Below are 23,130 nucleotides of genomic sequence, written 5' to 3'. Positions count from 1 at the left end.
CTGTCAAATCTACACTGCTTACAGAAATGCTCGGCAGTTTATTAGAAACTATAGAGGCGGTACTAAAACTTGGGAACCATGGGTCGAGCAAATCACGAGCGGAAACTCAACTGTAGACAGTAATGGTTTTCTAAAAAAAGCATCTCCGATATTAAGATTATTTGCTAATGATAATATTGAGGAAGTTGGCGGTTTCAAAAAATCAGGTTGTGCTTTAGTGAATGATTTAGCAGCTGGTGTGACAGCTAAACGAATTGATATCGGTCATTACGAAATCAGCGGTAGTTTAGGCTTTGCAAAAGACGGTTGGTACATCACATTACCAGAAGACGCAAACGGCAATAAAAAATTCTTTGCTGAGTATTCAGTTGATGAAAACAATACCATTACAGTTAAAACGTACACTAAAAAGTTTGATTTTGAGAGCTGTCAAATTGTTGCAGGTGAACCAATTGACATAACTGAGGGACGCTGGATAGACATTCGATTAGAAATGCCCGTTATTGAAGTGATTGAAGTGATTGAAAATGAAGAGCCGATACCAAGCACGTTAAATCCAGTTATTATTAACAATGATGAAAACTAACTAACAAAACACACTATCAATCTTCAACTTACAATATTCAACAGCATCTTCTAACATCACAAAATCAGCAATATCATATAGCGTTTTTACTGTTTGATAGAACACATAATTGTGCTCGTCGTCGCTGTTGATAATGTAGCATTCGCCCGTAATTTCATTTTCGAAGTCTTCGGGCGTTTGACGTATGTAAATTGGTAGTGTGTAGTTTATGGTTATCATGATAAGTTAAGTGTGAACTTTTTCGAGGTATTTTATATTGATTATTTTTTGATGTGAAATAGTGATGAAAAAATCAATGTTATGATGTATAATTAGCGCGTCAAAGCACCAATTTAAGCCCTCGATTATTTCACGGTATAGAGGGTTTTGTTTTATAAAATACACTAAAAATCTTTGAAGGTATTTTTGACGGTATTTTAAAGTGTTCAGTATTAAATATTCATATTGTTCAATTGGTTAATTTTTCGGTTCGATTCCTGCTGGGGTCGAAATTATACCGTTCAATAAAATTCAAAACCTATTTAACTTCTTGCAATTCACTAGTACTACACTTAAGCGTGATGTGTAATCGATCGAATTGATCCATCGAATCAATTTCCCAGCAACTTTTCATGGTTGTAGCGATTTTTTTTATTAGATTTACTTCACCATAATTGTAATCACAACTGACCCAACTACCTCCTTGGTCGTAAGTGGTGTTTACGTTCCAGGTTGTTTGATGTTCTTTGCCATCAATGATACCAGCATCTGGTTTTTGCTGGATTTTTTTAGCGGGGTTGTCAGAATAGACGCCAAAGCCATCAAGCAATAATAACGCATCTTTCTTTTCAGAAACTATCCAATCGTCAGGTAGATTATCAATATCTAAATGAGCAGATTTAATTGTTATTGAGCTTGGGCAAATTATTTCGTTGGCTTGAGCAGAGGGTAAAGCACTAATCGGAGCTAAAAAGAAAATACTAAGGTTGATTATTTTATATTTCATGGATAGATCCAGATAAAGCGTTGATTGTGCAATTATGCCAATGTTATCAATTACGTCAAGTGTAAAAAAGAAGATATTACTCAGTTTTTTAAAGATATTTAGTATGTTATGGTAGATTTATAGGTGGCTCGTTTTTTAAACTAATAGTGATAAAAATCAGACAGAAAACTTATTGATTTTGTTGATTTTTTTGTTTGGCTATTTTTAGTAAATTAAGGGTTTATATAGCGAATATACCATCAATCCCTTAAGCTTAAGTGATTATTGGCATGATAGTGGTTTACACTTGTTAACAATTAAACTTAGCTTGCCTAGTAATCAATTTTTGTCCGTATAAATCGATAATCACCAACAAATATAACCAACCTTCACTTATTTTAATATAAGCGATATCAGTTATTTATATTGCATTAGGCTTATAAGGTTAAATTGTCAATCTAACGTATTGGGAACGATATTATTATGGATGCTGGTATTTATGTCATGGTTGACTTCGTAATCTAAATTGTTGCAAAACATTGCTAATATGAAACTTGATAGTCTATATCTCTGGCATCATGAGGCGACTCTGCTTACTCAAACTAGCCTTATGGTGCCAATACTGCTTTTTGATATACTAGAATTTTACTGATTTAATGCGGTATTTTAGCCAGATATAATAACCTGATGTACTGACGCCAAGTAATTGACACACCTTGGTTATGAAATAGGTTATTAAATGATTTTTTATTTAGGTGAGCTTTAGCGACTTGGATTTTGGTTTTAGGGTGTTTCCAAAAAACAGGAAACTTATGTTGTTGTGACATATTTGTGCCGTAAATAATGTAAAGTAAACTAAAAAATAGTGAATAAGTATACAGTAATCGAATTAGCTAACATCTTCTTTTATTAATTTATAATAAATTAAAATAATACGTGTCACTCTTAACCAATTGGTCGTTGGTCTAAGTTCAGCAAGGACCATAATTCTAAATCAATATATCAATTAACATCTAAAATTTGTTTCCAAATTAGTAAATTTGTCAAAATAACAATAAAAATTTATATTAAATAATAATTGAAATTAAATAGAACATAATGCATTATTCTTCAGCTTATTAAATTTAAAATAAAATTATTATTAGCATTAGTTCTGCTTAGGTTGATATAGGTTTATTTAATTAGAAGATGGTGTAGGGAATGATTGAAACAATTAAAGATTATGTAAAAGATAGGAAATTGATTAAAGAGTTATTAATTAGTTATGGGGTATTTTTGTTATTTTACATATTTTGTATGCGAGCTGATAATTGTGAACAAGCTGGTAGTGCTGGTATGGTGATGATATTGGCATCAATTTGCTATTTATTTTTTTTTATTACCATGTTTATTAAATCAGCGAAAATGATCCTATTTGGTCCTAAAGATAATAAATCAACTTCATTTAAATCGTTAATTATTAAATTTTTATTATTTGTATTTGCCATTATATCGATTCTAGGACTGGGTACATTTTTATTCCGTATCAATTATTTAACTATGGAAGATTTTGATAATGCTGCCTATTTATTTATTGATACAGATTATTTTCTAACTGATTTCTTTGTTTTTGTTATTCTGTGGAGTTATATATTTGTATTCCTTTTCGTCATTTATTTTTTTATTCTTCTTATTTTAAAAGTGATGAAATTTTTTACTACATTCATAACACAAAAAATTAATAATAAGTCCATAAATCACTAGTGATAATTGATTGCGGTTATTCACTTTATTTAGCTAATTGTAGGAATAATCGCATTATTACATTAAGTTAAAGAAAATAAAGTAGGTGCTTCTTTCAATTGAAAGGCATAAAATTTTGTATAATATAATTTTGCTAAAAACATAACATATGTGATAACAAGTTTGACTAGTCATTACTGTTTGTCTATATAAATCGATAATTATGGGAAAATATAACCATCTTTATCTGTTTTAATATAAGTTGTATCAGTTACCCATGTACTATTGAGTATTATTATGTCCTTTGCATTATGATGCAGACTCAATGTCTTTAAGTTTTTTGTTAATTTATCCTGCCTAGGTGTTAGTAAGTTTGCTGATAGAAAGATGAGTATCAGATAACGAATAATTTGCTGTTTGTTGTTTGAATTTGACACTCAAATTTCTGACTTAAGTATTTTCTCTTATGATTTTTATTTATATTTTTGAGGCAACTTCTGTCCAATTTGGGACGAGGAGAATATTATGGATAAAATGATTAAAGTGGAAGAAAGCATAAAAATTTACTAACTCAAACGTTATTACCTATATTAATAATCCCACAAAATCTAAATTATCATAAATATAACTTTATATTTATGATAATTTATTCCTATCTAAGGCTGAATTGTTTTCATCTTTACATTTCTTTACAAAAAATTCGCTAAAAAACTAGCCAACTATTTTTTAAATGGTTATACTTCTATCGTTATAGGAAAACATGCTTATTAAATAAGCTAATGATTATAAAAATATAAATAAAACAAATAATTACTTAACAGGCGAAATAAAATGCATTATTATTTTAGGCACAAGGCACAAGGCACAAGGCACAAGGCACAAGGCACAAGGCACAAGGCACTGGCAAACCTATGCCTTAAATTTATCAAATAATTTTATCCGACGAGTTTTTGCACGAAACTCATTTATATTTTCCAAATTATCTCTCAACTCATCATCGAAGTTGTTCCGAAAAATTTTGTTGGTGTTGGGGCTGTTATTATTGCCCTATTTATGGAGTTTAGAGGCATTGGCTAGCACAAGTGGTTGAGCGAATAATTATCGTAGTGATGCCATAATATTACCATCAGAACCATTACCAGATGAACCTTTTATACCAGCTATTAGTTATGTAAGGCCAAATAAGGATTGGGGTACAGATCAATTGCAGGCCCTATTGACGCATGGAATGTAAAAGAGGGATTTCCCATTCAATCAGATCCAAAATCTAATTTTCCAACCACAGGGGCTGATGGATTATTTTTTGATTTAGCGATAAAGGGAGTTGATCCAGATCAATTGACATGGACACCAGTCACGCATGATGGAATAACCGTCACCGTAAAAAGGACAATGACAAACGATAGATGGACTAAAGAAATGGTAACACGTGTTACTCTAAAGGGGCCAGAGGCTAGATTTCAATGGTATAATCCTTATCCGCGTCGAATTACTGTACCAAGGTTACCTTGGGAATTCGTATTAGTGGGGAGAGATAGAAGCGGTAATGAGATAGTAAGATATGCATTTGTATTACAAAAGTGGTTTGTTCACAGAGGAGATCAAGGAGCGTATTCTTTTGAGCAAGACGATTGGTGTAGGGGGTTAGGATATCGTATACCACAGGTAAAGGATCTGACTAATGCTGTGTGTTTTGGTTTGAATTCAGATAGGCGATGTAATGGAGCTGTCGGTGCTACGCCATCATCAACAGGTAATCATTATCAGCGCCGAATAGGGGCAGGATTTTTTGCGGAATGGGGGCTGTTGGCCGGTTACCGTGATACAAACTTCAACCGCTTCGGAGAGTACTGGACAGGTGATGATTCATTCGTTGTAAATGGAAATGGTAGCGTGATGGGTCTTTTTCCAAGTTTCTCCTCGTATGGAATTTGTACAACTCCTTAGCACTTAGTTCTTAATCCTAGAGTGATAGGTTAATTAAAGATAACGAATTAAAGTAAGCGCTTTCTGTGTAAGCAGGTGGCGCACGAACCGACAAAGAGGAGTCTTACAAAGGTAAATCCAGTAAAACCCACTTTTTCCAGCAAAAAAACGTCAGGGATTAGGTTGGTTTTATTATTTTTATTTTAATTGTTTAAAAAAATAACGCCTCCATAATTTGCTCTAAAAATCCCCATTAAGTAGCTTGGTTATAAGATACCAGTAGGAACAAGCAAAATTGTACGGTAAAATAGCTCGCATTATTACAATAAATTTCCAAGGAAAATGCATGACGACTGAAATGACAACACTCGACAAAATCAAAAAACAAATTGCCGATAACCCGATTATTTTATATATGAAAGGTTCGCCAAAATTGCCAAGCTGTGGCTTTTCGGCTCAGGCGGTGCAGGTTTTGTCGCAATGTGGTGAAGCGTTTGCTTACGTTGATATTTTACAAAACCCTGATATTCGTGCCGAATTACCTAAATTCGCTAATTGGCCAACGTTTCCACAATTATGGGTTGAAGGCGAATTAGTAGGTGGCTGTGATATTATGTTAGAGATGTTTCAAACAGGCGAACTGCAAACGCTTATTAAGCAAACTGCGGAAAAGTATAAATCCTAATTTAATGCAGTATGGTAAATTAAGCGCGCAAAATAGGCGCGCTTTTTTATTTTTGTAAATTAATACTGTTTACTTTTGAAATTGTTACTGTTCATATTGTTGTTTATTATCTAAATCTTTTTCGATTTTTGTATCTACATCAGAATCTGTAACTGCCAAAGGCCATCCTCCAAGTGATTTAAGTCGATTAACAATTTTACAAAAAAGTATTGCCGTTTTTTGTGTATCATATAGCGCACTGTGAGCTTGCTTATGATCGAATGTGATTTGCGCTGCTTGACAGGCTTTGGCGAGCACTGTTTGGCCAAAAACCAAACCACTGAGTGACGCAGTGTCAAAGGTAGCAAATGGGTGGAATGGGTTGCGTTTTATGCCTGTGCGTTCAGCAGCCGCCATTAAAAAACTATGATCAAAGTGTGCGTTATGAGCAACAATCACTGCTCGAGTACATTCACTAGCTTTTATGCCAGATCTAACCATTTTAAAAATTTCCTCTAAGGCATGCTTTTCGTTAACAGAACCACGAAGTGGATTATCAGGATCGATGCCATTAAAAGCAAGGGCTGATGGTTCTAAAATTGCACTGCTAAATGGTTCGACATTAAATTGTAAGGATTGATCAGGCTCTAACCAGCCATCAGAGGTCATTTTTAAAGTGATAGCGGCGATTTCTAAAATAGCGTTGAGTTTTGGATCGAATCCTGATGTTTCAATATCAATTACAACAGGATAGAACCCTCGAAAGCGTTCACATAATTTGGCGTTCGGCACGTTAATTTTTCTTATCTATCAAAAAAAGTGCTATTATGCCAGCTTTTAACTAGTTCGCCTAGTATTGGCTACAAGAGTTTGTATTCAATTTGTTAATCTTTGTAAAAAGCCAATACAGTAGTTTTATTCAAATTACATTAAACGAATGAGTAGGTGCGATTATTGGTTAAAGTGATTATAATCATCAATTATTATTAAACAATATTAAAACTGAGCGAATAATGCACAACTTTGAATTAGAACAAATTATTAATAACGAGCTACAAATTAGTTGTTATCGTGACTATGCGCCAAATGGATTGCAAGTGCAGGGGCGCAAGCAAGTGAATAAAATTGTTACAGGAGTGACTGCTTGCCAGTTATTGTTAGATAAGGCGGTTGAATTAAAAGCTGACGCAGTTCTGGTACATCATGGTTATTTTTGGAAGAGTGAACCACAAACCATTACAGGTATTAAATATCAAAGGATTAAAAAACTGTTAACTAACGATATTAATTTATATGGTTATCACTTGCCATTAGATGGTCATCCTGTTTTGGGCAACAATATTGAACTGGCTAACTTGTTGGGTATTTCAGTCGATAAACGCAATGACATTACCGATCTGCTTTTTACTGGTACATTAAACACGCCACTTACCGCTTTACAATTTAAACACCAACTTGAGCAAGTATTACACAATAACCAACAACAAGTACTATTTTGTGGAGATAATGCTCCGCAAGTTATTAATCGTATTGCATGGTGTAGTGGTGGAGGGCAAGATTATATTGAACAAGCAGCATTAATGGGAGTGGATGCTTTTTTTACTGGCGAAGTGTCTGAACGCACTATCCACATTGCACGTGAATATGGTATTAATTTTTATGCTGCTGGACACCATGCTACCGAACGTTACGGTATTAAAAAATTGGGTGAATGGTTAGCGAGCTGTTACGGTGTTGAGGTTATTTTTGTCGATATTGATAATCCTGTATAACAAAAGTTGAATTTAGTCTAGAAATATCGCATACTTATCCGCAGATTTTTATTCTTTACGTTGTGTTATAAACCAATTATGTGAGAGGTCATTTTATGTTTACAGGAAGTCTGGTCGCACTTGTTACTCCCATGGATACAAAAGGAAACGTTGACCACGTAAGCTTAAAAAAATTGGTCGAATATCATATTGCAAATGGAACATCGGGTATTGTTTCGGTTGGTACAACAGGCGAGTCAGCAACACTTGATCACCATGAGCATATTGATGTAATTAAAAGAACAATTGACTATGCTGATGGGCGCATTGCCATTATTGCTGGCACAGGCGCAAACGCAACGAAGGAGGCTATAGAATTAACCAGTAAGGTCGAAAATATTGGCGTCGTAGGCTGTTTAACGGTTGCACCTTATTATAATAAACCGACACAAGAAGGTATGTATCAGCACTTTAAAGCTATTGCCGAAAGTACGGAGTTGCCACAGATTTTATATAATGTACCAGGCCGTACGAGTAGTGATATCAAGCCTGAAACTGTTGGTCGGTTAGCTAAAATCAAAAATATTGTTGCATTAAAAGATGCAACAGGCGATCTTTCAAGAGTTTATCCTACTCGAAAATTGGTTGGACCTGATTTTAAATTATTGAGTGGTGATGATTCAACCTTTTTAGATTTTATGATTTTAGGTGGCGATGGCGTTATTTCTGTTACAGCTAATGTTGCAGCTAAGGCGGTTGCGACTGTGTGTAAGCTTGTGGCTAATAATCAAATTCAAGAAGCCCGCAATTTAAACGATACTTTAATGGCTTTGCATCACAATTTGTTCATTGAACCCAACCCAACACCAGCTAAGTGGGCTTGTGCAAGATTAGGTTTAACGCAAAATGCAACAATTAGATTACCAATGGTCTCATTGAGCACATCGTCAATTCCTGCGGTTGAACAAGCGTTAAAAGACGCGAATTTATTGTAATATAACCTTTAATTTTAAAAGCAGATATTTATGTTAAATAGCACATTAAACAGAACATTAAACTTAACCTTATTTAAAGGTAACGTCATTAAAAAAACAGCTGTTTTAACCGTTGTGACTTCTTTATTTCTTGTTGGCTGTGGTAGTGATCAAAATTATAAGCGTGAAGTTGAAGGTAATGAAGATTACCTTAAATCACCTACGTTAAAACCGTTAATTATTCCTGAAGGTGTTTCGGTGCCTGCGGAAAGTGGCGATTTTTATGTTGTTAAAACTGAGGTTAAAGGCGAATTAGGTAAAAAACTTGATATTAGACCACCAATTTTACCGATCCCAACTATTCAAGATGCATTTGCGATTTATAATAACGGTTCGGTCACTTTTAATGTGCCATTAAGCAATAATGTCTGGGATCGTATTCCTAATAGTCTAAATAAAAAAAATATCTTTATCGCTAGCCGTGATAATAACAGCATTAAAACCAATAAAGCCTTTATGGTGCGTGCAGACGAAAATCGAGCCGTTGAAGCCACTTATTCAATGACACGAAACTTGGTTGGCGATACTGAAACAATCACCATTTCAATCACCTCATTAACCCGTGGTACTGAAGATTTAATTTCGCAACCAATTGAAGTGCAACGCTATGTTGTAAGTTTATTCAATGACATAATGGATGATGTTGCACCTGATTCAGTTCGGGCTGTACCACGAAAAGCACAAGATAAAGAGGCTGAAAAAGAAAATACCGAAGGTAAAAAAACAGCAACAGCCGTAAGCGGTGCAAATCAAGAGTAAGTTTGGAATTTAAGGAGCGAATAGCTCCTTAATTATTTATTGGCAATTGATATAAGGTTATAAAAATGAAAAAGTTGGCTGAGCTTTATCGTGGTAAAGCTAAAACAGTATATACCACCGAAAACTCTGATTTATTAATTCTTGAGTTTCGTAATGATACATCGGCGTTTGACGGATTGCGTATTGAACAGTTAGATCGTAAAGGAATGGTTAATAATAAATTTAACTATTTTATTATGAGCAAATTGCGTGAAGCTGGCATTCCAACTCAAGTTGAAGCCTTATTATCTGACAATGAAGTGCTAGTTAAAAAGTTGCAAATGGTACCTGTTGAGTGTGTGGTACGTAATCGAGCCGCGGGTTCTTTAGTTAAACGTTTAGGGGTTGAAGAAGGTAAAGTTTTAAATCCTCCTACGTTTGAATTATTTCTAAAAAACGATGCATTGCATGATCCAATGGTTAATGAATCACACTGCAAGGCTTTCGGTTGGGCTAGCGATGATCAACTTGCTAGAATGAAAGAACTTAGCTTTAAAATTAACACGATTTTGACTGATTTGTTTGATAAAGCAGGACTAATATTGGTTGATTACAAACTCGAATTTGGATTATTTAAAGGCGAAATCACTTTGGGTGATGAGTTTTCTCCTGATGGTTGTCGTTTGTGGGAAAAAGAGACAATGAAAAAAATGGACAAAGATCGCTTTCGCCAAGGTTTGGGCGGTGTGATTGAAGCCTATGAAGAAGTAGCAAAACGAATTGGTGTTCCTTTGTAATGTTTGCACAGTTTGATATCTCTTTTTTTCTACTTTTGGGGTTAGCGGCACTGTGTTATTTAACACATAATAACACCGTGACATTTGCAGTGCTGTTATTGTTACTGTTTAAATTAACTCCGCTTGCCACTTATTTTCCGTTTTTAAATCAATATGGCTTAACAATTGGTATTGTTATTTTAACTTCCGCAATGATGGTGCCTTTAGCTGATGGCTCGTTAAAAATAGGCGATATTGCTAAATCATTTACCACTTGGCAATCTATATTAGCTATTTTTGTTGGAATTTTAGTATCGTGGCTTGGTACCCGAGGTATATCTCTCATTGGTGCACACCCCACGATTATTAATGGCTTAATTATTGGTACGCTAATTGGTGTGGCTTTTTTCAAAGGTATTCCTGTTGGTCCTCTGATTGCTGCAGGTATTTTGTCGTTGTTAATTGGAAAAAGTTAACCTATGCACAAGTATCCCAACAGCACAAGAACGCTATGGGTGTTACAGGGTGAAGCCACACAGTTATTCGAGCAACTTAGCCAGACTATTTGTCATTACTCAGGTGATTGGTTAACGGTTACATCTCACTCCGAACTTTCTAGTTATTTACCCAATACATTAATTTCTGATGTAATACCGCCCAATCAAACTAAACAGTTGTTAGGGCAGCAGTATCGACATGCTATTTTTGATGCAACGGTAGGATTTAATCTTGATGCCTTTGCTATGCTTGTTGGCACGTTAGTTAAAGGTAGTATATTGGTTTTATTATTGCCTAAAAATCTGTCTACTTGGCATGATCAAGATAGCTTACGCTGGAACGAAAGCCAAATGCCCATTAATGTGCCTAATTTCGTTGCACATTTAATACAGACTTTAACTGAATTTGGTTTATCAATTTATCCTAAAATTTCATCAAAACAGGTTATATCCTCCAAGATATCCCTGCCTGAAGTTATTATTGATAACGTTTGTGATTTAGCCGAGCAACAAGCAACTTTAAAACAATTATTAAATAGCACTAAGCCTATTAACGTATTAGTCGCTAAACGTGGACGCGGTAAATCGGCACTAGCTGGGTTATTTAGCCATTACCAACGTTGTATTGTGACAGCACCAAATAAATCAGCACTGACCACCTTTTTTGCTTTTGCTAAGTCCGATACCCCATTTTTTGCCCCAGATGAATTAATTGCTCAATCATGTATTACTGTTGCCGATTATTTAATTATTGATGAAGCTGCCATGATCCCACTTCCCATGCTGGAAAAATTGTTAAAACTAGCTAAAGCAAATAACACTCGAGTATTATTAACAACGACTGCTGATGGGTATGAGGGTACAGGACAGGGCTTTTTGTTGAAATTGTTATCAAATAAAGCATATCAATATTTTGAGCTATTTAGCCCCATCCGCTGGCAGGCAGGCGATATGCTAGAGCAATTTAGCGATCGATTGTTACTTAATGGTTTATTAACAAAAAGCGATTATTTTGATGTAAGCTCATCATCAATCCAAAATTCAAAAGTTGAACGTAATAATGTTGATATATTAAGATCGATATTTTATTTATTGAAAATAGCACATTACCAAACTACGTTAGTTGATTTAAGACGCTTGTTTGATGCGCAAAATTTGACAATTTGGCAAGCAACAGCTAACCATAATCAAATAGCTGCCGCACTCACTGTTGTTGAAGGTAACTTGCCAGATAGTTTAATAACCGAAGTGTGGCAAGGTACACGTCGACCAAAAGGTAATTTGGTCGCACAGTCGTTAGTCGCCCATGCAGGTGAGCAGCAGGCGGCTAAATTGCGCTCAATTCGGATTAATCGTATAGCGGTTATTAGTGCCTATCGGCGACAAAATATAGCAAGGCAACTTGTGCAAACTATCTTTGAAGATGCTAAAGCACAGAATATCGACTTTTTATCGGTTAGTTTTGCTTATACCCCGTCTAATTACCAATTTTGGATTGCTTGTGGATTTGTTTTGGTGCATGTCAGTAGTCATAAACAGGCAAATAGTGGTAGTTATTCAGTTATGGCGTTAAAGCCATTAACCGATTCAGGACGAAATCTAATCATTAAATTAAAACAAAAATTACAGCGTAATGTTTATTGGCTCAAAGATATTATTGATTTACCATTTACTGAGATGATTGAGAGTAAAGATAAGTCACAATTAACACAAGATTTAGACGCCTACGATTTTGATGAACTAAATGGGTTTGCTTACTATCATCGACCGTTTGAAGCCACTTATGCCACACTGTGTCGATTAGTTCGCTATAATCAAACGCATCAACAATCGCAACCACAGCAACAACTAACATTGCCTGTGTTATCAGCACTAATAAAAAGCAAAAACAACCAATCTTTGCTCATTAGTTCATATCAACTTGCAGGAAAAAATGCATTAATGCAAACCATCAAGCAAGAGATCAAAACATGGTTAGCAATTCAAGTTAGCGATTCAGAGTTAGTAAATAATGGCAATAATGTGCTTTTTGACGAAAAAACCAATAATAAAGATAGCTGATTATCATTGCAGGTTACCAAGGGCTATGTTTACAATAGTTATTATGTTTAAGTTCAACTTAATTTTTACCTAACTAGTTTTAACATAATTCGTTTTAATTAAAAAGGAATCGAATGTGACGCAAAATAAATTAGAAAACCAAGCACAACATCGCCATTCAAAAAAACAAACTCAAAATCCAAAAAATCAACCCACGACAGGTATTGAGTATTTTTTTAAAGGTTGGTCATTGGCGTTTAGTCCAGGTATTAAGCGATTTGTTTTTTTACCATTAATTGCCAATGTTGTGATTATGTCAGCATTATTTTATTGGTTCTTTACGGCTATCTCGGGCATGGTTGATTGGGGAGTGTCGTATATGCCAAGTTGGTTACATTGGCTTGGATATATTATTGTTTTTATTGTTATTTTAGCATTGGTTGTTTTGTTTTGTTATTTCTTTAGTACGGTAACCAATATCATAGCAGCTCCGTTTAATGGCTTGTTAGCTGAACAGGTTGAAGCACAGTTAACGGAGAACCCCTCAGCAGATATGTCGTGGATAAGTCTTATTAAGGATCTTCCTCGTATTTTTAAACGTGAACTACAAAAACTACTTAACTATTTATTATGGGCAATTCCGATACTGCTAACTTATTTTATTCCTGTTATTGGGCAATCAGTAACGCCAGTGGTTTGGTTTTTATTTACCGCTTGGCAAATTAATATCCAATATGCTGATTATGCCTTTGATAACCACAAAATTACTTTTCACCGTATGCGTGAATTACTCAAGCAAGATCGGGTAGATAACTTAACTTTTGGTATGATAGTCAGCTTTTTTACCATGGTGCCATTGCTTAATTTAATTATTATGCCTATTGCGGTATGTGGCGCAACGGCAATGTGGGTTGATCGCTACCGTCATCAAGCCTTATTTGACAGTAGTAGCCAAGACTTTCGTTAAGCAGAGAGTTATTTTTTCTTCGCCGAATTTGTTGATGACCAATCGTCGTCATCATCTTGATAAGGGATAGGTTTTATCCCTTTCTTTTTTTCAAGATACGCTTTATAACTTAGTCGATTCAGCGCCTTAATGGTATTAATAAAAATCCCAATTAAAATAACCACAATTATCCACCAGTAATCTTTAAGCCACTCCATCGTACTTCCTCTTAGGTTAAAATCGCAATCGCCAAGTTATAGTTGCTAGGTCAACAACAATTGTGCCACAATTATACCAACAGTAATTTTTCCAATATGCGGTAATAAATTGCAGTTAAGGTAATTATATCTTTGCAGTTGGCGTTTTCGTTGACTTTGTGAATAGTCTTATTTAATACACCTAGTTCGATCACTTGACAGCCCATCTTAGCAATAAAGCGTCCATCTGAAGTACCGCCGCTGGTCGATAGCTTGGTATCAATGTTGGTAAATTCCTTAATAGCACTTGCAGCAGCGTTAGTTAAATCGCCTTGTGGTGTTAAAAAAGGATGTCCTGATAATCGCCAAGATAACGTATAGTTCAAATTATGTTTTTGTAAAATCTGCTCAACGCGCGCTTTAATTATCGTATCAGTTAATTCACTACTATAGCGAAAGTTAAATTGCACACTTAGATCACCTGGCACAACGTTTTCAGCACCTGTACCGCCATTAATATTGGCAATTTGCATAGTTGTTTGAGGAAAATACTGATTGCCTTTATCCCAAACTGTGCTAACCAATTCATTTAATGCAGGTGCAAAACGATGGACAGGGTTATCGGCAAGGTGAGGATAAGCCACATGACCTTGAATACCATGCACAATTAAATTAGCTGTTAGTGAACCACGGCGACCGTTTTTAATTTGATCGCCAAGTACAGCATCGCTTGACGGTTCGCCCACAATACAATAATCAACACGTTCTTGACGCTTCATTAGCAAATCGACAACCTTAACAGTGCCATCGGTTGCATCGGCCTCTTCGTCTGATGTAATTAAAAAAGCTACTCGCCCAGCGTGATTTGGATGTTGCTTAACAAAATCTTCAGCCGCACAAACCATGGCAGCAACGCCACTTTTCATGTCAGATGCACCACGTCCATAAAGCACGCCTTGTTCATCAATGGTTGGCGAAAAAGGAGGATAAAGCCATTTGCTTTCATCACCAGCTGGTACGACATCGGTATGTCCAGCAAACATTAAGGTTTTGCTGTTAGCCTTGCCATGATAAGCCCATAAATTTTTGGTCTTTCCAATATTAACTTCTTCAATAGTAAAACCGAGCGGTTTTAGCTGTTCAATAATCATTTTTTGACAATTTTTATCGTCAGGACTTATTGATTTTTCGGCGATGAGTGCTTGAGTCAGTGCAATAACAGGTTCAGTCATAGTGGTCTCGATTTTTTATTTAGATTGCAAAATAAATTGTGAATAAAGTTCCTCTGAAAAGCCCAACAATGCACGCTTTCCATCGATAAGTAAAGGGCGTTTTAAAATAGATGGATTGGCTAACATAATCTTTTTAGCTGTTTGAGTATTATTAACCTCAGCACGAACAGATTCATCTAACTTACGCCAAGTAGTACCCCGTGTATTGAGCAAGCTTTGCCAATCAATCAATTGTAAAAAAGCATCCAATAGCTCTTCTGAAAGCCCATCGGTTTTATAATTATGAAATTGATAGCTTACATGATGATCATCAAGCCAAGTAAAAGCTTTTTTCATCGTGTTGCAGTTTTTGATACCGTAGATGATATACATAGTAGGTGATCCAACATTGAAAATAATAGCAAAGATTATAACAGTTATCGGCTTGAAGCGGCAAACTAAAGCGATTTATTTGTATTAATTCATATTAATACTCATATTTAATCTTAGTTGTTAAAGCCAAATGGTTATTAGTGAAAGTTTGAAAATTTTAAATAATTTGGATGGTGAGTTAAGAAATGAATTTTTGAACAGATAATTTCACTCATTTTGAAAAGATCAAACTTGTGCTAACCCTTTTTTTTAATAATAAATAAAATAGAATAAAAACAACACACTAAAAAAGTTCTAAAAAAAGGGTTTTTAAAAGCAAAAATCCTATTTGTCTTTTGCGAAACAAGATTTATAGTATATCGGATTCTAGTTTACCGCCGAGTAGGCGGTTTAGAAAGAATGGTTTAATTGATTTGTGGGGTCAAAATTGTTTACCGCCGAGTAGGCGGTTTAGAAACATCGTTAACAAAGGTAAATACGGTATTACCTGTTTACCGCCGAGTAGGCGGTTTAGAAAGCCTCAAGCGTCCAGTTCGAACTGGCGCACTTGTTTACCGCCGAGTAGGCGGTTTAGAAAATATTACGCCTCCTAAAAAGTACAATTACATAGTTTACCGCCGAGTAGGCGGTTTAGAAAGTGAGCATTTTTTCGGGTTAAAACTTTAGAAAGTTTACCGCCGAGTAGGCGGTTTAGAAATCTGAAATTTCTGATAAACTGCCGAGCATTTCGTTTACCGCCGAGTAGGCGGTTTAGAAACACTTTTGAATAAATGCTTTGCGCTTGAGTTAGTTTACCGCCGAGTAGGCGGTTTAGAAAATTATAAGCCTTAGCTCTTCCGAGCTCTTTCGGTTTACCGCCGAGTAGGCGGTTTAGAAAAAAACTCAAAAACAGCAGGACTTTTATCGTCCGTTTACCGCCGAGTAGGCGGTTTAGAAACGACACGCTCAAATCAATTGACGGTATGCCGAGTTTACCGCCGAGTAGGCGGTTTAGAAATGTATCGTGGTTCCCTTTGTTACCATTGCATTGTTTACCGCCGAGTAGGCGGTTTAGAAAACAACGCCCAGTAAGCGTGCTGAGGTTTATTAGTTTACCGCCGAGTAGGCGGTTTAGAAAGTCGGAATTAAAAGGTCGAACAATTAAATTGAGTTTACCGCCGAGTAGGCGGTTTAGAAAAATATGTTTCTGAATGTCCCTCGCCTGGCTAGGCTTACCGCTGAGTAGGTGCCATATAAATTAAAAAAGCCCTCAGACGAGAGCAATAGATGTCTACTGACAGAATAGCTGGCTATGGTTATTAGCTGTGTTCAAAAATTTTATAGAACACTTAAGCTAGTCATTAATAATCCATTATCAATAACATAAAATAAATATTAATCAATCAATTACAATATTTTTCAACAAAGTAACGCATAATTCGATTATCGGCGGTTAGTTCGGGGTGAAATGAGCAAACCAAAATATTATCTTGCTGTGCCATCACACAATGATTATCAATAAAAGCTAGCTGATTGACTTGCTCACCGGCTTTGGCTATATAAGGCGCACGAATAAATACTGCTGGAATTTGCTCACCAATATTTGGTATCTCTAACATTGTTTCAAAGCTGTTAATTTGCCGACCAAAACCATTGCGTTCAACGCAAATATCCATCAAATCTAATAATTCGACCTCGTTATGAGTTGTCGTTTTGCCACAGAGCACTAGTCCAGCACAAGTACCTAAGATTCCTTTTCCTTGTTTGGCAAATTGTTGAATGGGCGTTAAAAGCCCATTTTGTTTAACTAATCGACTAATTGTGGTCGACTCTCCGCCGGGAATGATTAAACCATCTAAATTAGCTAATTGTTCGGGTTTCTGAACTAGTATTGATTGTACATTATCGATACTATTTAGCATCGAAATATGCTCACTAACTGCTCCTTGTAAGTTGAGCACACCAATGTACTTAACATTGCTTATTTTGGATGATTTTGCCATTACCAACCTCGATCTTGCATTCTTTCTGATTGAGCAAGTGTGCTGATTTCAATGCCTTTCATGGCTTCGCCTAATCCTTTTGATAATTCGGCTAATCGTGGATAATCATCAAAATAAGTAGTAGCTTGCACAATGGCTTTGGCAAACTTTTCTGGATTTTGAGATTTAAAAATGCCCGATCCAACAAAAACACCATCGGCACCCAATTGCATCATAAGTGCCGCATCGGCGGGGGTAGCAACGCCGCCAGCGGCAAAATTTACAACTGGTAACTTACCTAGTTGTTTTACTTGTAATACAAGCTCATAAGGTGCGCCAATTTCTTTAGCAAAAGTCATTAGCTCATCTTTTGATTTTCCTGTGACCAAACGGATTTGCTCATTTACTTTACGCATATGGCGAACAGCTTCAACAATATTCCCTGTTCCTGGTTCGCCTTTGGTACGTAACATTGATGTTCCTTCACCAATTCGACGTAGTGCTTCACCTAAATCACGACAGCCACAAACAAAAGGCACGGTAAATTCATCTTTTAGAAGATGGTACTGTTCATCGGCTGGGGTTAGTACTTCGCTTTCGTCAATATAATCAACCCCCATTGATTCTAAAATACGTGCTTCAACAATGTGGCCAATACGTGCCTTAGCCATGACCGGTATACTAACTGCATTCATGACTTGTTCAACAATAGTAGGATCTGCCATTCGAGCGACACCACCAGCAGCTCGAATATCTGACGGTACTCTCTCTAAAGCCATTACCGCAACTGCACCAGCTTGTTCGGCAATTTTAGCTTGTTCAGCATTAACAACATCCATGATTACGCCACCTTTTTGCATTTGTGCCATACCACGTTTAACGGTCTGTGTTCCTGTAATTTGATTCATTTTTTACTCCTAGTTGAAAATTGGCCTTGTTTGAAAAGTATTATTCAAAAAGAAACAGTTAGACGAAACAGCCAATTGGACTATAATAAAACCATCCAATTTTAGGTTTATTGGTGTTACTATAAAAATCGTTCAGGTAGACTATTGATTTTATTTGATTTTTAACGTATTTTCTAAAAAAAACAAGTATTTAAAAATAAAATATGTGGCAAAAACAAAAACTAACTCAATTTGAAGGATCACTTTTTCAACAATTGACTCACTTAATTGAATATTATATTGAGCAAGGAATTTTGATTGCTGGCGAAAGGTTACCTTCAGAAAGGGATCTAGCCAAAATGTTACAGATTAACCGCTCAACTGTAGTACATGCATTGGAGCTGTTGACTGAACGAAGCATACTAATTCGACGTCGAGGCAGTGGTACTTATGTCAATAATAAAAAATGGGGCGTACAAACTTATTCATCGATCAATTGGCGTTTACCTGCCCATTTTTATCGAGATAATAAATCATTTTATCAACAAAAAGTGGCACAAGTACGTGCGCAACAAGTGCATATTTGCGATCTGGCTAATGGTGATTTGCCAACCAATTTAATTCCCAAACTACAGCTACCTAATACCTCGTTAAATGAATTGATTATGCATGAAAAAAACAGCGATGCATTACAATTAGGTTTACCATCGCTTAAAGCTCAAATTGCAACTTACATGCAAACGCAGTTTTCTATGCAAGTTGATATTAACGAAATTTTAATTACATCCGGCACGCAACAGTCGTTATTTCTTATTACACAGGGTTTACTTAAGCCAGGTGATACAGTTGGAATTGAATCTCCTTCCTATTTTTACTCCTTACCTTTGTTTCAGGCTGCTGGATTACGTTTATATGGTATTGAATGTGATAATGAAGGTATTACTCTTGAAAGCCTAGCAAATTGCGTACAACAACATCAAATAAAATGGTTATTTTTGAATCCTATATTTCAAAACCCAATGGGCTTTGTTATGAGTAATAAACGAAAACAGGAAATTCTTGCATTTTGCCGTTCGCAATGTATTGGTATTGTTGAGGATGATGCCTATAGCAGTTTAGCGTTTAAACCTAATTTGCCAGTATTGCCCATAAAAAAATGGGATCAGCATAATCAAGTTATCTATTTAGGATCGCTATCAAAATATATAGGGGGAAATATCCGTATTGGGTGGATGGTAGCACCGCGTAATATTATCAAAAATCTGTCCAATATTCGGCAACACATTGATTCGGGGTTAAGTATATTGCCGCAATTATTAGCTCAAGAATATCTACAGCATCATCACACTGTCCATCAACAACAGCTACGGGAAACGTTACAAAGCAGAGCAGAGCAGTTAATGTATTGGTTGGATTGCTATTTCGGTGGTGAGATTACTTATCAACCTCCACTAGGTGGCTTTCATTTATATGCGCATTTACCTGTAAAAACGGTAGCGCAGGAATTAGCCTTACTTAACCAACTGTTATCAAAAGGTGTAACGGTATCGCAAGGGACTGACTTTGGTGATAACTTAGGGACAATTAGATTAAGTTATGGGCATTTTGAACAGCAAATAATCTCAAAAAAATGATAAAAATACTTGCTTTTTTAGATAAAATAAAATTAATTTTATGGTCGTTTAATATTTAATCTTTTCAATAAATACGTTAATAATCATGTTGTTACGTAGTTATCAACAGGTTTATTCAGTAGTTATTAAGTCATAAAGTGAATAAATATCTTAAGCCCCCTTTTTTAATTATCCGCAAATAAACCACACTCAAAAAAGCTCAATAGGCAATTGAGCAAAATATCACCTTTTAACCAATTATTGAAATTAGTTTTTTCTTGTTATTTGCTTTTGTAACGCAATGCTAACAAATGACAAATTTTTATAACATTATGAATAAATGTAAAATCACTTATAAATAACATTATGGCTTAATCAAAAATTGGCTAATTACTTACCTTTTTTTTATTTTACTTTACCATTGAACCAAATATGTTAGTTTACTGCCACTATTCTGAATCGTTATAATTACAAGCATCAGGTGAAAACCATAAACGATATTAGGAGACTATTTTGCATCTTTCATCTAAGGCTTTTCGTATTTTGGGTATTATCGCTACAGTGGCGTCATTAGGGATGTATGTTTCTTATATTCCACAAATCATCGATAATTTGCATGGATTGAAAACAAATCCAATTCAACCATTAGCCGCTTCCATTAACTGCTCGCTTTGGGTCTGTTATGGCCTGCTACAAGAAAAGAAAGATTGGCCACTAGCAATTGCTAATTCACCAGGCGTAATTTTTGGGTTAATTGCCTTTTTTACTGCTCTATAATTTATTAAGAGCATTATGTAACAGGTAATTAGTTGCGTTTAAATTATTGCTTTTGGGATAGCATTTTTGTTGTTGGAGTTGATAGTAAATTTCAACAAGAATTGCAAAAAAGATTTTTTTGTTATCAAATTAAATCGAAAATTGTACAGATTAATATTTAATCAGCTAAAAAAATATTTAATAATTAAAATGTTATTTAGTTATTAACAGGTTTGTTAAATACTTATCAAATTGTACAGTGAATAAATCAAGTTAATCGATTTACTTTAATATTATCGACAAAATGATAGTTTTTTGAAACTGGCAATTAAGCTAGCAGATTATTTTTAAGTACATCTTAAAAGAAGATAGACAGACTAATAGATAGTTTTATAATGCATCCAAAAATCAAATAACCGTCAAAAGGGAAAGAAAATGAAAAAATTAATCGGTGTATTTTTACTTAGTTTACCCATGTTGGCAGTAGCTTCAAATTGTGATGAAATTAGTGCTAATATTGCTGAAAAAATCAAAAATAACGGTGTTGAACCTTCACAATTTCAGTTAAAACTTGAACCATCTGATAAATCAGAACAACAAATCGAAGGTAAAATTGTTGGTTCATGCGATCGTGGTCAACAACGTATTGTTTATGTTCGTTTGGATGGTTTTGCAACGCAAACACAAACACAAACTCAGTCAGCTAATACAAAAGAGGAAACTGAGAACAGTAAAGCAAAACCATCAACAAACACCCCAACCGAATCAACACCAGCCGAAGGTAAATTACCCGTCAAAAATTAATTTGTAATTTTGCAGAAAAATAGGGCGTAATGCCCTATATTTGTATGTTTGTGACTAGAGCAAATGGCTGTAATTTGCTTTGACGTCTTCGTTCCATACGCTTGATTGTACTTGACCAATGTGTTTTTGTTGTAAAAGTAACATAACCAAACGCGATTGCCCAATTCCACCACCAATGGTTTGCAACAAATCACCATTAATTAATGCTTTATGCCAAGCAAGCTCTAAACGATCTTCGTCATTTGTTAGTTTTAATTGACGTTTTAATGTTTCAGGATTGACGCGAATCCCCATTGATGAAATTTCCAATGCTCTATGCAAAATTGGATTCCACACTAAAATATCGCCATTTAAGCCATTAGATCCTAAATCGTTTTCACTGCTCCAGTCATCATAATCAGGTGCACGAGCATCGTGCTTTTCATTATTTGATAATTTACCGCCAATACCAATTAAAAACACAGCCCCAAGTTCTTTAGTTATTGCGTTTTCACGCTCTTTTGGGGATAAATTTGGATAGCGTTTTAATAACTGCTCGCTATCGATAAAGGTAATAGATTCGGGTAAAAATTGTGAAAGATGATACTGCTGTGAAACGATTTTTTCGGTCGCTTTAATGGCTGCATAAATATTTTCGACCGTTTGTTTTAAATAAGTTAAATTGCGATCTTCTGGGCGAATTACTTTTTCCCAATCCCACTGATCAACATAAACTGAATGAATTGGCGAAAGTTGATCTTCGTCTGGGCGTAATGCTTTCATATTAGTGTAGATTCCTTCGCCAACTTCGAAATGGTGATCACTCAAAATTTTACGTTTCCATTTAGCTAGTGAATGTACCACTTCATATTGTGCATTAGGTATTGCTTTTACCTTAACTTGTACTGCGTGCTCGGTACCTGACAGATTATCTTGAATACCATCGCCAACTTTACTTAGTAACGGAGCTTGCACTTCGATCAGTGATAAACGCTCGGCAAGTTGATCAGCAAAAAATTGCTTAACAAAGCTAATTTGCTGTTGCTGCTCTTTAAATGATATCGTCATGTTTACGCTCTAATCATTTATTTAATTTTCAGTGTGCCAGTAAAGTAAACTAGATGAGTGAATTTTGCAAGATGAAGATAGAAAGCTAAAGCATTTACTTGTTTAAATTGAATAAACGCTTGATTTCATTAAAAACCTGGATTCAAACATGAAGTGCAATTTTAAACACGGTGGAGTGAAGAAAGTAGAAAGGTGATTTATACTAGCACCTTCGCACCACCACAGTTTGGAGATTGCTATGTATTATAATCACCTTTCTAGGAAGGAAAGATACCAGATTTTCGTATTATTACAAGCCGGAAAGAATAAAAAAGAGATAGCCCAGCTACTCAATAGACATCCTTCGACAATAAGTCGAGAGATAAAAAGAAACTCAAAACCTAATCAAGCCTATCAAGCACATGATGCGGTAACCCTAGCTAGGAAAAGGCGGAAAAACAGCAGTAATGGTAAGCCAATAGAGTCTTCGGTATGGCGCCAAGTTGAAAAATACTTCATGCTTTATTACAGCCCAGAGCAGATTGCTGCACGTTTAAAGAAAGTCTGTGTCCAATCAATCTATAACTACCTTTATCAGAATAAAGCGCGCTATGAACAATTCAAACCTTATCTAAGGC

24 protein-coding genes and 1 CRISPR repeat array are annotated in these 23,130 nt (G+C 35.4%); of the genes, 15 read left to right on the top strand and 9 right to left on the bottom strand.

The window, feature by feature from the left end:
* On the top strand, nt 1-586 hold a 586-nt coding region (locus A9G37_RS12700), incomplete at its 5' end, for a pyocin knob domain-containing protein (RefSeq protein WP_218059271.1).
* On the opposite strand, the gene A9G37_RS12435 is transcribed toward A9G37_RS12700, so the two are convergent.
* Both A9G37_RS12435 and A9G37_RS01065 read right to left on the bottom strand, forming a co-directional pair.
* Nucleotides 587-805, bottom strand: a complete 219-nt coding sequence (locus A9G37_RS12435; protein ID WP_065574753.1) for a hypothetical protein — start codon at nt 803-805, stop codon at nt 587-589.
* 298 nt (nt 806-1,103) lie between these two features.
* Nucleotides 1,104-1,571: an STY0301 family protein gene (locus tag A9G37_RS01065; protein WP_065574362.1), complete on the bottom strand. Its 468-nt coding sequence runs from the start codon at nt 1,569-1,571 to the stop codon at nt 1,104-1,106.
* A 1,179-nt stretch (nt 1,572-2,750) separates the two neighbouring features.
* Here A9G37_RS01065 and A9G37_RS01060 point away from each other — a divergent pair.
* The 3 genes from A9G37_RS01060 to A9G37_RS01050 all read left to right on the top strand — a co-directional run bounded on the left by A9G37_RS01060 (nt 2,751) and on the right by A9G37_RS01050 (nt 5,883).
* Nucleotides 2,751-3,293, top strand: coding sequence for a hypothetical protein (locus A9G37_RS01060; protein WP_065574361.1), 543 nt, complete (start codon nt 2,751-2,753; stop codon nt 3,291-3,293).
* 1,167 nt (nt 3,294-4,460) lie between these two features.
* Entirely contained in the window at nt 4,461-5,219 is a 759-nt protein-coding gene (locus A9G37_RS01055) for a hypothetical protein (RefSeq protein ID WP_065574360.1), read from the top strand.
* Nucleotides 5,220-5,556: 337 nt separating this feature from the next.
* Nucleotides 5,557-5,883: a Grx4 family monothiol glutaredoxin gene (locus A9G37_RS01050; protein ID WP_034914241.1), complete on the top strand. Its 327-nt coding sequence runs from the start codon at nt 5,557-5,559 to the stop codon at nt 5,881-5,883.
* 84 nt (nt 5,884-5,967) lie between these two features.
* Here the strand turns inward: A9G37_RS01050 and rnt are convergent, their stop codons facing one another.
* Entirely contained in the window at nt 5,968-6,654 is a 687-nt protein-coding gene (gene rnt / locus A9G37_RS01045; protein WP_202961578.1) for a ribonuclease T, read from the bottom strand.
* A 221-nt stretch (nt 6,655-6,875) separates the two neighbouring features.
* Here rnt and A9G37_RS01040 point away from each other — a divergent pair, with 221 nt between their 5' ends.
* The 7 genes from A9G37_RS01040 to cysZ all read left to right on the top strand — a co-directional run bounded on the left by A9G37_RS01040 (nt 6,876) and on the right by cysZ (nt 13,665).
* Nucleotides 6,876-7,634 (top strand): Nif3-like dinuclear metal center hexameric protein, encoded by a 759-nt coding sequence (locus A9G37_RS01040; protein ID WP_034914199.1) that lies wholly within the window; start codon nt 6,876-6,878, stop codon nt 7,632-7,634.
* Between the two features lie 95 nt (nt 7,635-7,729).
* Nucleotides 7,730-8,608 carry a 4-hydroxy-tetrahydrodipicolinate synthase gene (gene dapA / locus A9G37_RS01035; RefSeq protein WP_034914204.1) on the top strand — a complete coding sequence of 293 codons (879 nt, stop codon included), beginning with the start codon at nt 7,730-7,732 and terminating at the stop codon, nt 8,606-8,608.
* A 30-nt stretch (nt 8,609-8,638) separates the two neighbouring features.
* Entirely contained in the window at nt 8,639-9,406 is a 768-nt protein-coding gene (gene bamC, locus A9G37_RS01030) for an outer membrane protein assembly factor BamC (RefSeq protein WP_034914207.1), read from the top strand.
* Between the two features lie 65 nt (nt 9,407-9,471).
* Entirely contained in the window at nt 9,472-10,182 is a 711-nt protein-coding gene (gene purC, locus A9G37_RS01025; protein ID WP_034914211.1) for a phosphoribosylaminoimidazolesuccinocarboxamide synthase, read from the top strand.
* Entirely contained in the window at nt 10,182-10,637 is a 456-nt protein-coding gene (locus A9G37_RS01020; RefSeq protein ID WP_034914215.1) for a DUF441 domain-containing protein, read from the top strand. Before purC ends, A9G37_RS01020 begins: the two co-directional genes overlap by 1 nt.
* Nucleotides 10,638-10,640: 3 nt before the next feature.
* Nucleotides 10,641-12,719 (top strand): tRNA(Met) cytidine acetyltransferase TmcA, encoded by a 2,079-nt coding sequence (locus A9G37_RS01015; protein WP_065574359.1) that lies wholly within the window; start codon nt 10,641-10,643, stop codon nt 12,717-12,719.
* A gap of 115 nt (nt 12,720-12,834) precedes the next feature.
* A complete protein-coding gene (gene cysZ, locus A9G37_RS01010; protein WP_080702369.1) occupies nt 12,835-13,665 on the top strand; it encodes a sulfate transporter CysZ in 831 nt (276 codons plus the stop codon).
* 8 nt (nt 13,666-13,673) lie between these two features.
* On the opposite strand, the gene A9G37_RS01005 is transcribed toward cysZ, so the two are convergent.
* The 5 genes from A9G37_RS01005 to pdxS all read right to left on the bottom strand — a co-directional run bounded on the left by A9G37_RS01005 (nt 13,674) and on the right by pdxS (nt 18,314).
* Nucleotides 13,674-13,862 carry a YpfN family protein gene (locus A9G37_RS01005; RefSeq protein ID WP_034914219.1) on the bottom strand — a complete coding sequence of 63 codons (189 nt, stop codon included), beginning with the start codon at nt 13,860-13,862 and terminating at the stop codon, nt 13,674-13,676.
* A 71-nt stretch (nt 13,863-13,933) separates the two neighbouring features.
* Entirely contained in the window at nt 13,934-15,073 is a 1,140-nt protein-coding gene (gene dapE, locus A9G37_RS01000; protein WP_034914222.1) for a succinyl-diaminopimelate desuccinylase, read from the bottom strand.
* A gap of 15 nt (nt 15,074-15,088) precedes the next feature.
* Complete coding sequence (locus A9G37_RS00995) at nt 15,089-15,445, bottom strand: ArsC family reductase (protein ID WP_034914226.1); 357 nt, start codon at nt 15,443-15,445, stop codon at nt 15,089-15,091.
* Nucleotides 15,446-15,814: 369 nt separating this feature from the next.
* Nucleotides 15,815-16,622: a CRISPR direct-repeat array (repeat unit 28 nt; unit sequence GTTTACCGCCGAGTAGGCGGTTTAGAAA).
* Between the two features lie 205 nt (nt 16,623-16,827).
* Nucleotides 16,828-17,427, bottom strand: coding sequence for a pyridoxal 5'-phosphate synthase glutaminase subunit PdxT (gene pdxT / locus A9G37_RS00990; RefSeq protein ID WP_065574358.1), 600 nt, complete (start codon nt 17,425-17,427; stop codon nt 16,828-16,830).
* Nucleotides 17,427-18,314, bottom strand: coding sequence for a pyridoxal 5'-phosphate synthase lyase subunit PdxS (gene pdxS / locus A9G37_RS00985; RefSeq protein WP_065574357.1), 888 nt, complete (start codon nt 18,312-18,314; stop codon nt 17,427-17,429). The genes pdxT and pdxS overlap by 1 nt, the downstream gene beginning before the upstream one ends.
* A gap of 203 nt (nt 18,315-18,517) precedes the next feature.
* Here pdxS and A9G37_RS00980 point away from each other — a divergent pair, with 203 nt between their 5' ends.
* The 3 genes from A9G37_RS00980 (at nt 18,518) to A9G37_RS00970 (ending at nt 21,466) form a co-directional block, all read left to right on the top strand.
* Nucleotides 18,518-19,927: an aminotransferase-like domain-containing protein gene (locus A9G37_RS00980; RefSeq protein ID WP_065574356.1), complete on the top strand. Its 1,410-nt coding sequence runs from the start codon at nt 18,518-18,520 to the stop codon at nt 19,925-19,927.
* 492 nt (nt 19,928-20,419) lie between these two features.
* Nucleotides 20,420-20,683: a SemiSWEET family transporter gene (locus tag A9G37_RS00975; protein WP_034914233.1), complete on the top strand. Its 264-nt coding sequence runs from the start codon at nt 20,420-20,422 to the stop codon at nt 20,681-20,683.
* 414 nt (nt 20,684-21,097) lie between these two features.
* The gene (locus A9G37_RS00970; RefSeq protein ID WP_051634289.1) at nt 21,098-21,466 is read left to right on the top strand and encodes a DUF1161 domain-containing protein; all 369 of its coding nucleotides are present in this window, start codon (nt 21,098-21,100) and stop codon (nt 21,464-21,466) included.
* A gap of 54 nt (nt 21,467-21,520) precedes the next feature.
* Here A9G37_RS00970 and asnA read toward each other — a convergent pair whose 3' ends face one another.
* On the bottom strand, nt 21,521-22,513 hold the full coding sequence (asnA, locus tag A9G37_RS00965; protein ID WP_034914238.1) for an aspartate--ammonia ligase: 993 nt from the start codon (nt 22,511-22,513) through the stop codon (nt 21,521-21,523).
* A 238-nt stretch (nt 22,514-22,751) separates the two neighbouring features.
* Here asnA and A9G37_RS00960 point away from each other — a divergent pair.
* Nucleotides 22,752-23,130 (top strand): helix-turn-helix domain-containing protein (locus tag A9G37_RS00960; RefSeq protein WP_141670988.1); only part of this gene is annotated, 379 nt, incomplete at its 3' end.

This window comes from Gilliamella sp. GillExp13 (genome assembly GCF_001690815.1).
In the GTDB taxonomy this organism is placed as follows: Bacteria; Pseudomonadota; Gammaproteobacteria; order Enterobacterales; family Orbaceae; genus Gilliamella; species Gilliamella bombi.
This window is presented reverse-complemented; position numbering and strand designations above follow the sequence as displayed.

Bases quoted from the DNA above. Each gene is read 5' to 3' on its own strand.
- A9G37_RS12435 (WP_065574753.1), bottom strand. From the start codon at position 805: ATGATAACCATAAACTACACACTACCAATTTACATACGTCAAACGCCC.
- A9G37_RS01065 (WP_065574362.1), bottom strand. From the start codon at position 1,571: ATGAAATATAAAATAATCAACCTTAGTATTTTCTTTTTAGCTCCGATT.
- A9G37_RS01060 (WP_065574361.1), top strand. From the start codon at position 2,751: ATGATTGAAACAATTAAAGATTATGTAAAAGATAGGAAATTGATTAAA.
- A9G37_RS01050 (WP_034914241.1), top strand. From the start codon at position 5,557: ATGACAACACTCGACAAAATCAAAAAACAAATTGCCGATAACCCGATT.
- A9G37_RS01040 (WP_034914199.1), top strand. From the start codon at position 6,876: ATGCACAACTTTGAATTAGAACAAATTATTAATAACGAGCTACAAATT.
- dapA (WP_034914204.1), top strand. From the start codon at position 7,730: ATGTTTACAGGAAGTCTGGTCGCACTTGTTACTCCCATGGATACAAAA.
- bamC (WP_034914207.1), top strand. From the start codon at position 8,639: ATGTTAAATAGCACATTAAACAGAACATTAAACTTAACCTTATTTAAA.
- purC (WP_034914211.1), top strand. From the start codon at position 9,472: ATGAAAAAGTTGGCTGAGCTTTATCGTGGTAAAGCTAAAACAGTATAT.
- A9G37_RS01020 (WP_034914215.1), top strand. From the start codon at position 10,182: ATGTTTGCACAGTTTGATATCTCTTTTTTTCTACTTTTGGGGTTAGCG.
- A9G37_RS01015 (WP_065574359.1), top strand. From the start codon at position 10,641: ATGCACAAGTATCCCAACAGCACAAGAACGCTATGGGTGTTACAGGGT.
- A9G37_RS01005 (WP_034914219.1), bottom strand. From the start codon at position 13,862: ATGGAGTGGCTTAAAGATTACTGGTGGATAATTGTGGTTATTTTAATT.
- dapE (WP_034914222.1), bottom strand. From the start codon at position 15,073: ATGACTGAACCTGTTATTGCACTGACTCAAGCACTCATCGCCGAAAAA.
- A9G37_RS00995 (WP_034914226.1), bottom strand. From the start codon at position 15,445: ATGTATATCATCTACGGTATCAAAAACTGCAACACGATGAAAAAAGCT.
- pdxT (WP_065574358.1), bottom strand. From the start codon at position 17,427: ATGGCAAAATCATCCAAAATAAGCAATGTTAAGTACATTGGTGTGCTC.
- pdxS (WP_065574357.1), bottom strand. From the start codon at position 18,314: ATGAATCAAATTACAGGAACACAGACCGTTAAACGTGGTATGGCACAA.
- A9G37_RS00980 (WP_065574356.1), top strand. From the start codon at position 18,518: ATGTGGCAAAAACAAAAACTAACTCAATTTGAAGGATCACTTTTTCAA.
- A9G37_RS00970 (WP_051634289.1), top strand. From the start codon at position 21,098: ATGAAAAAATTAATCGGTGTATTTTTACTTAGTTTACCCATGTTGGCA.
- asnA (WP_034914238.1), bottom strand. From the start codon at position 22,513: ATGACGATATCATTTAAAGAGCAGCAACAGCAAATTAGCTTTGTTAAG.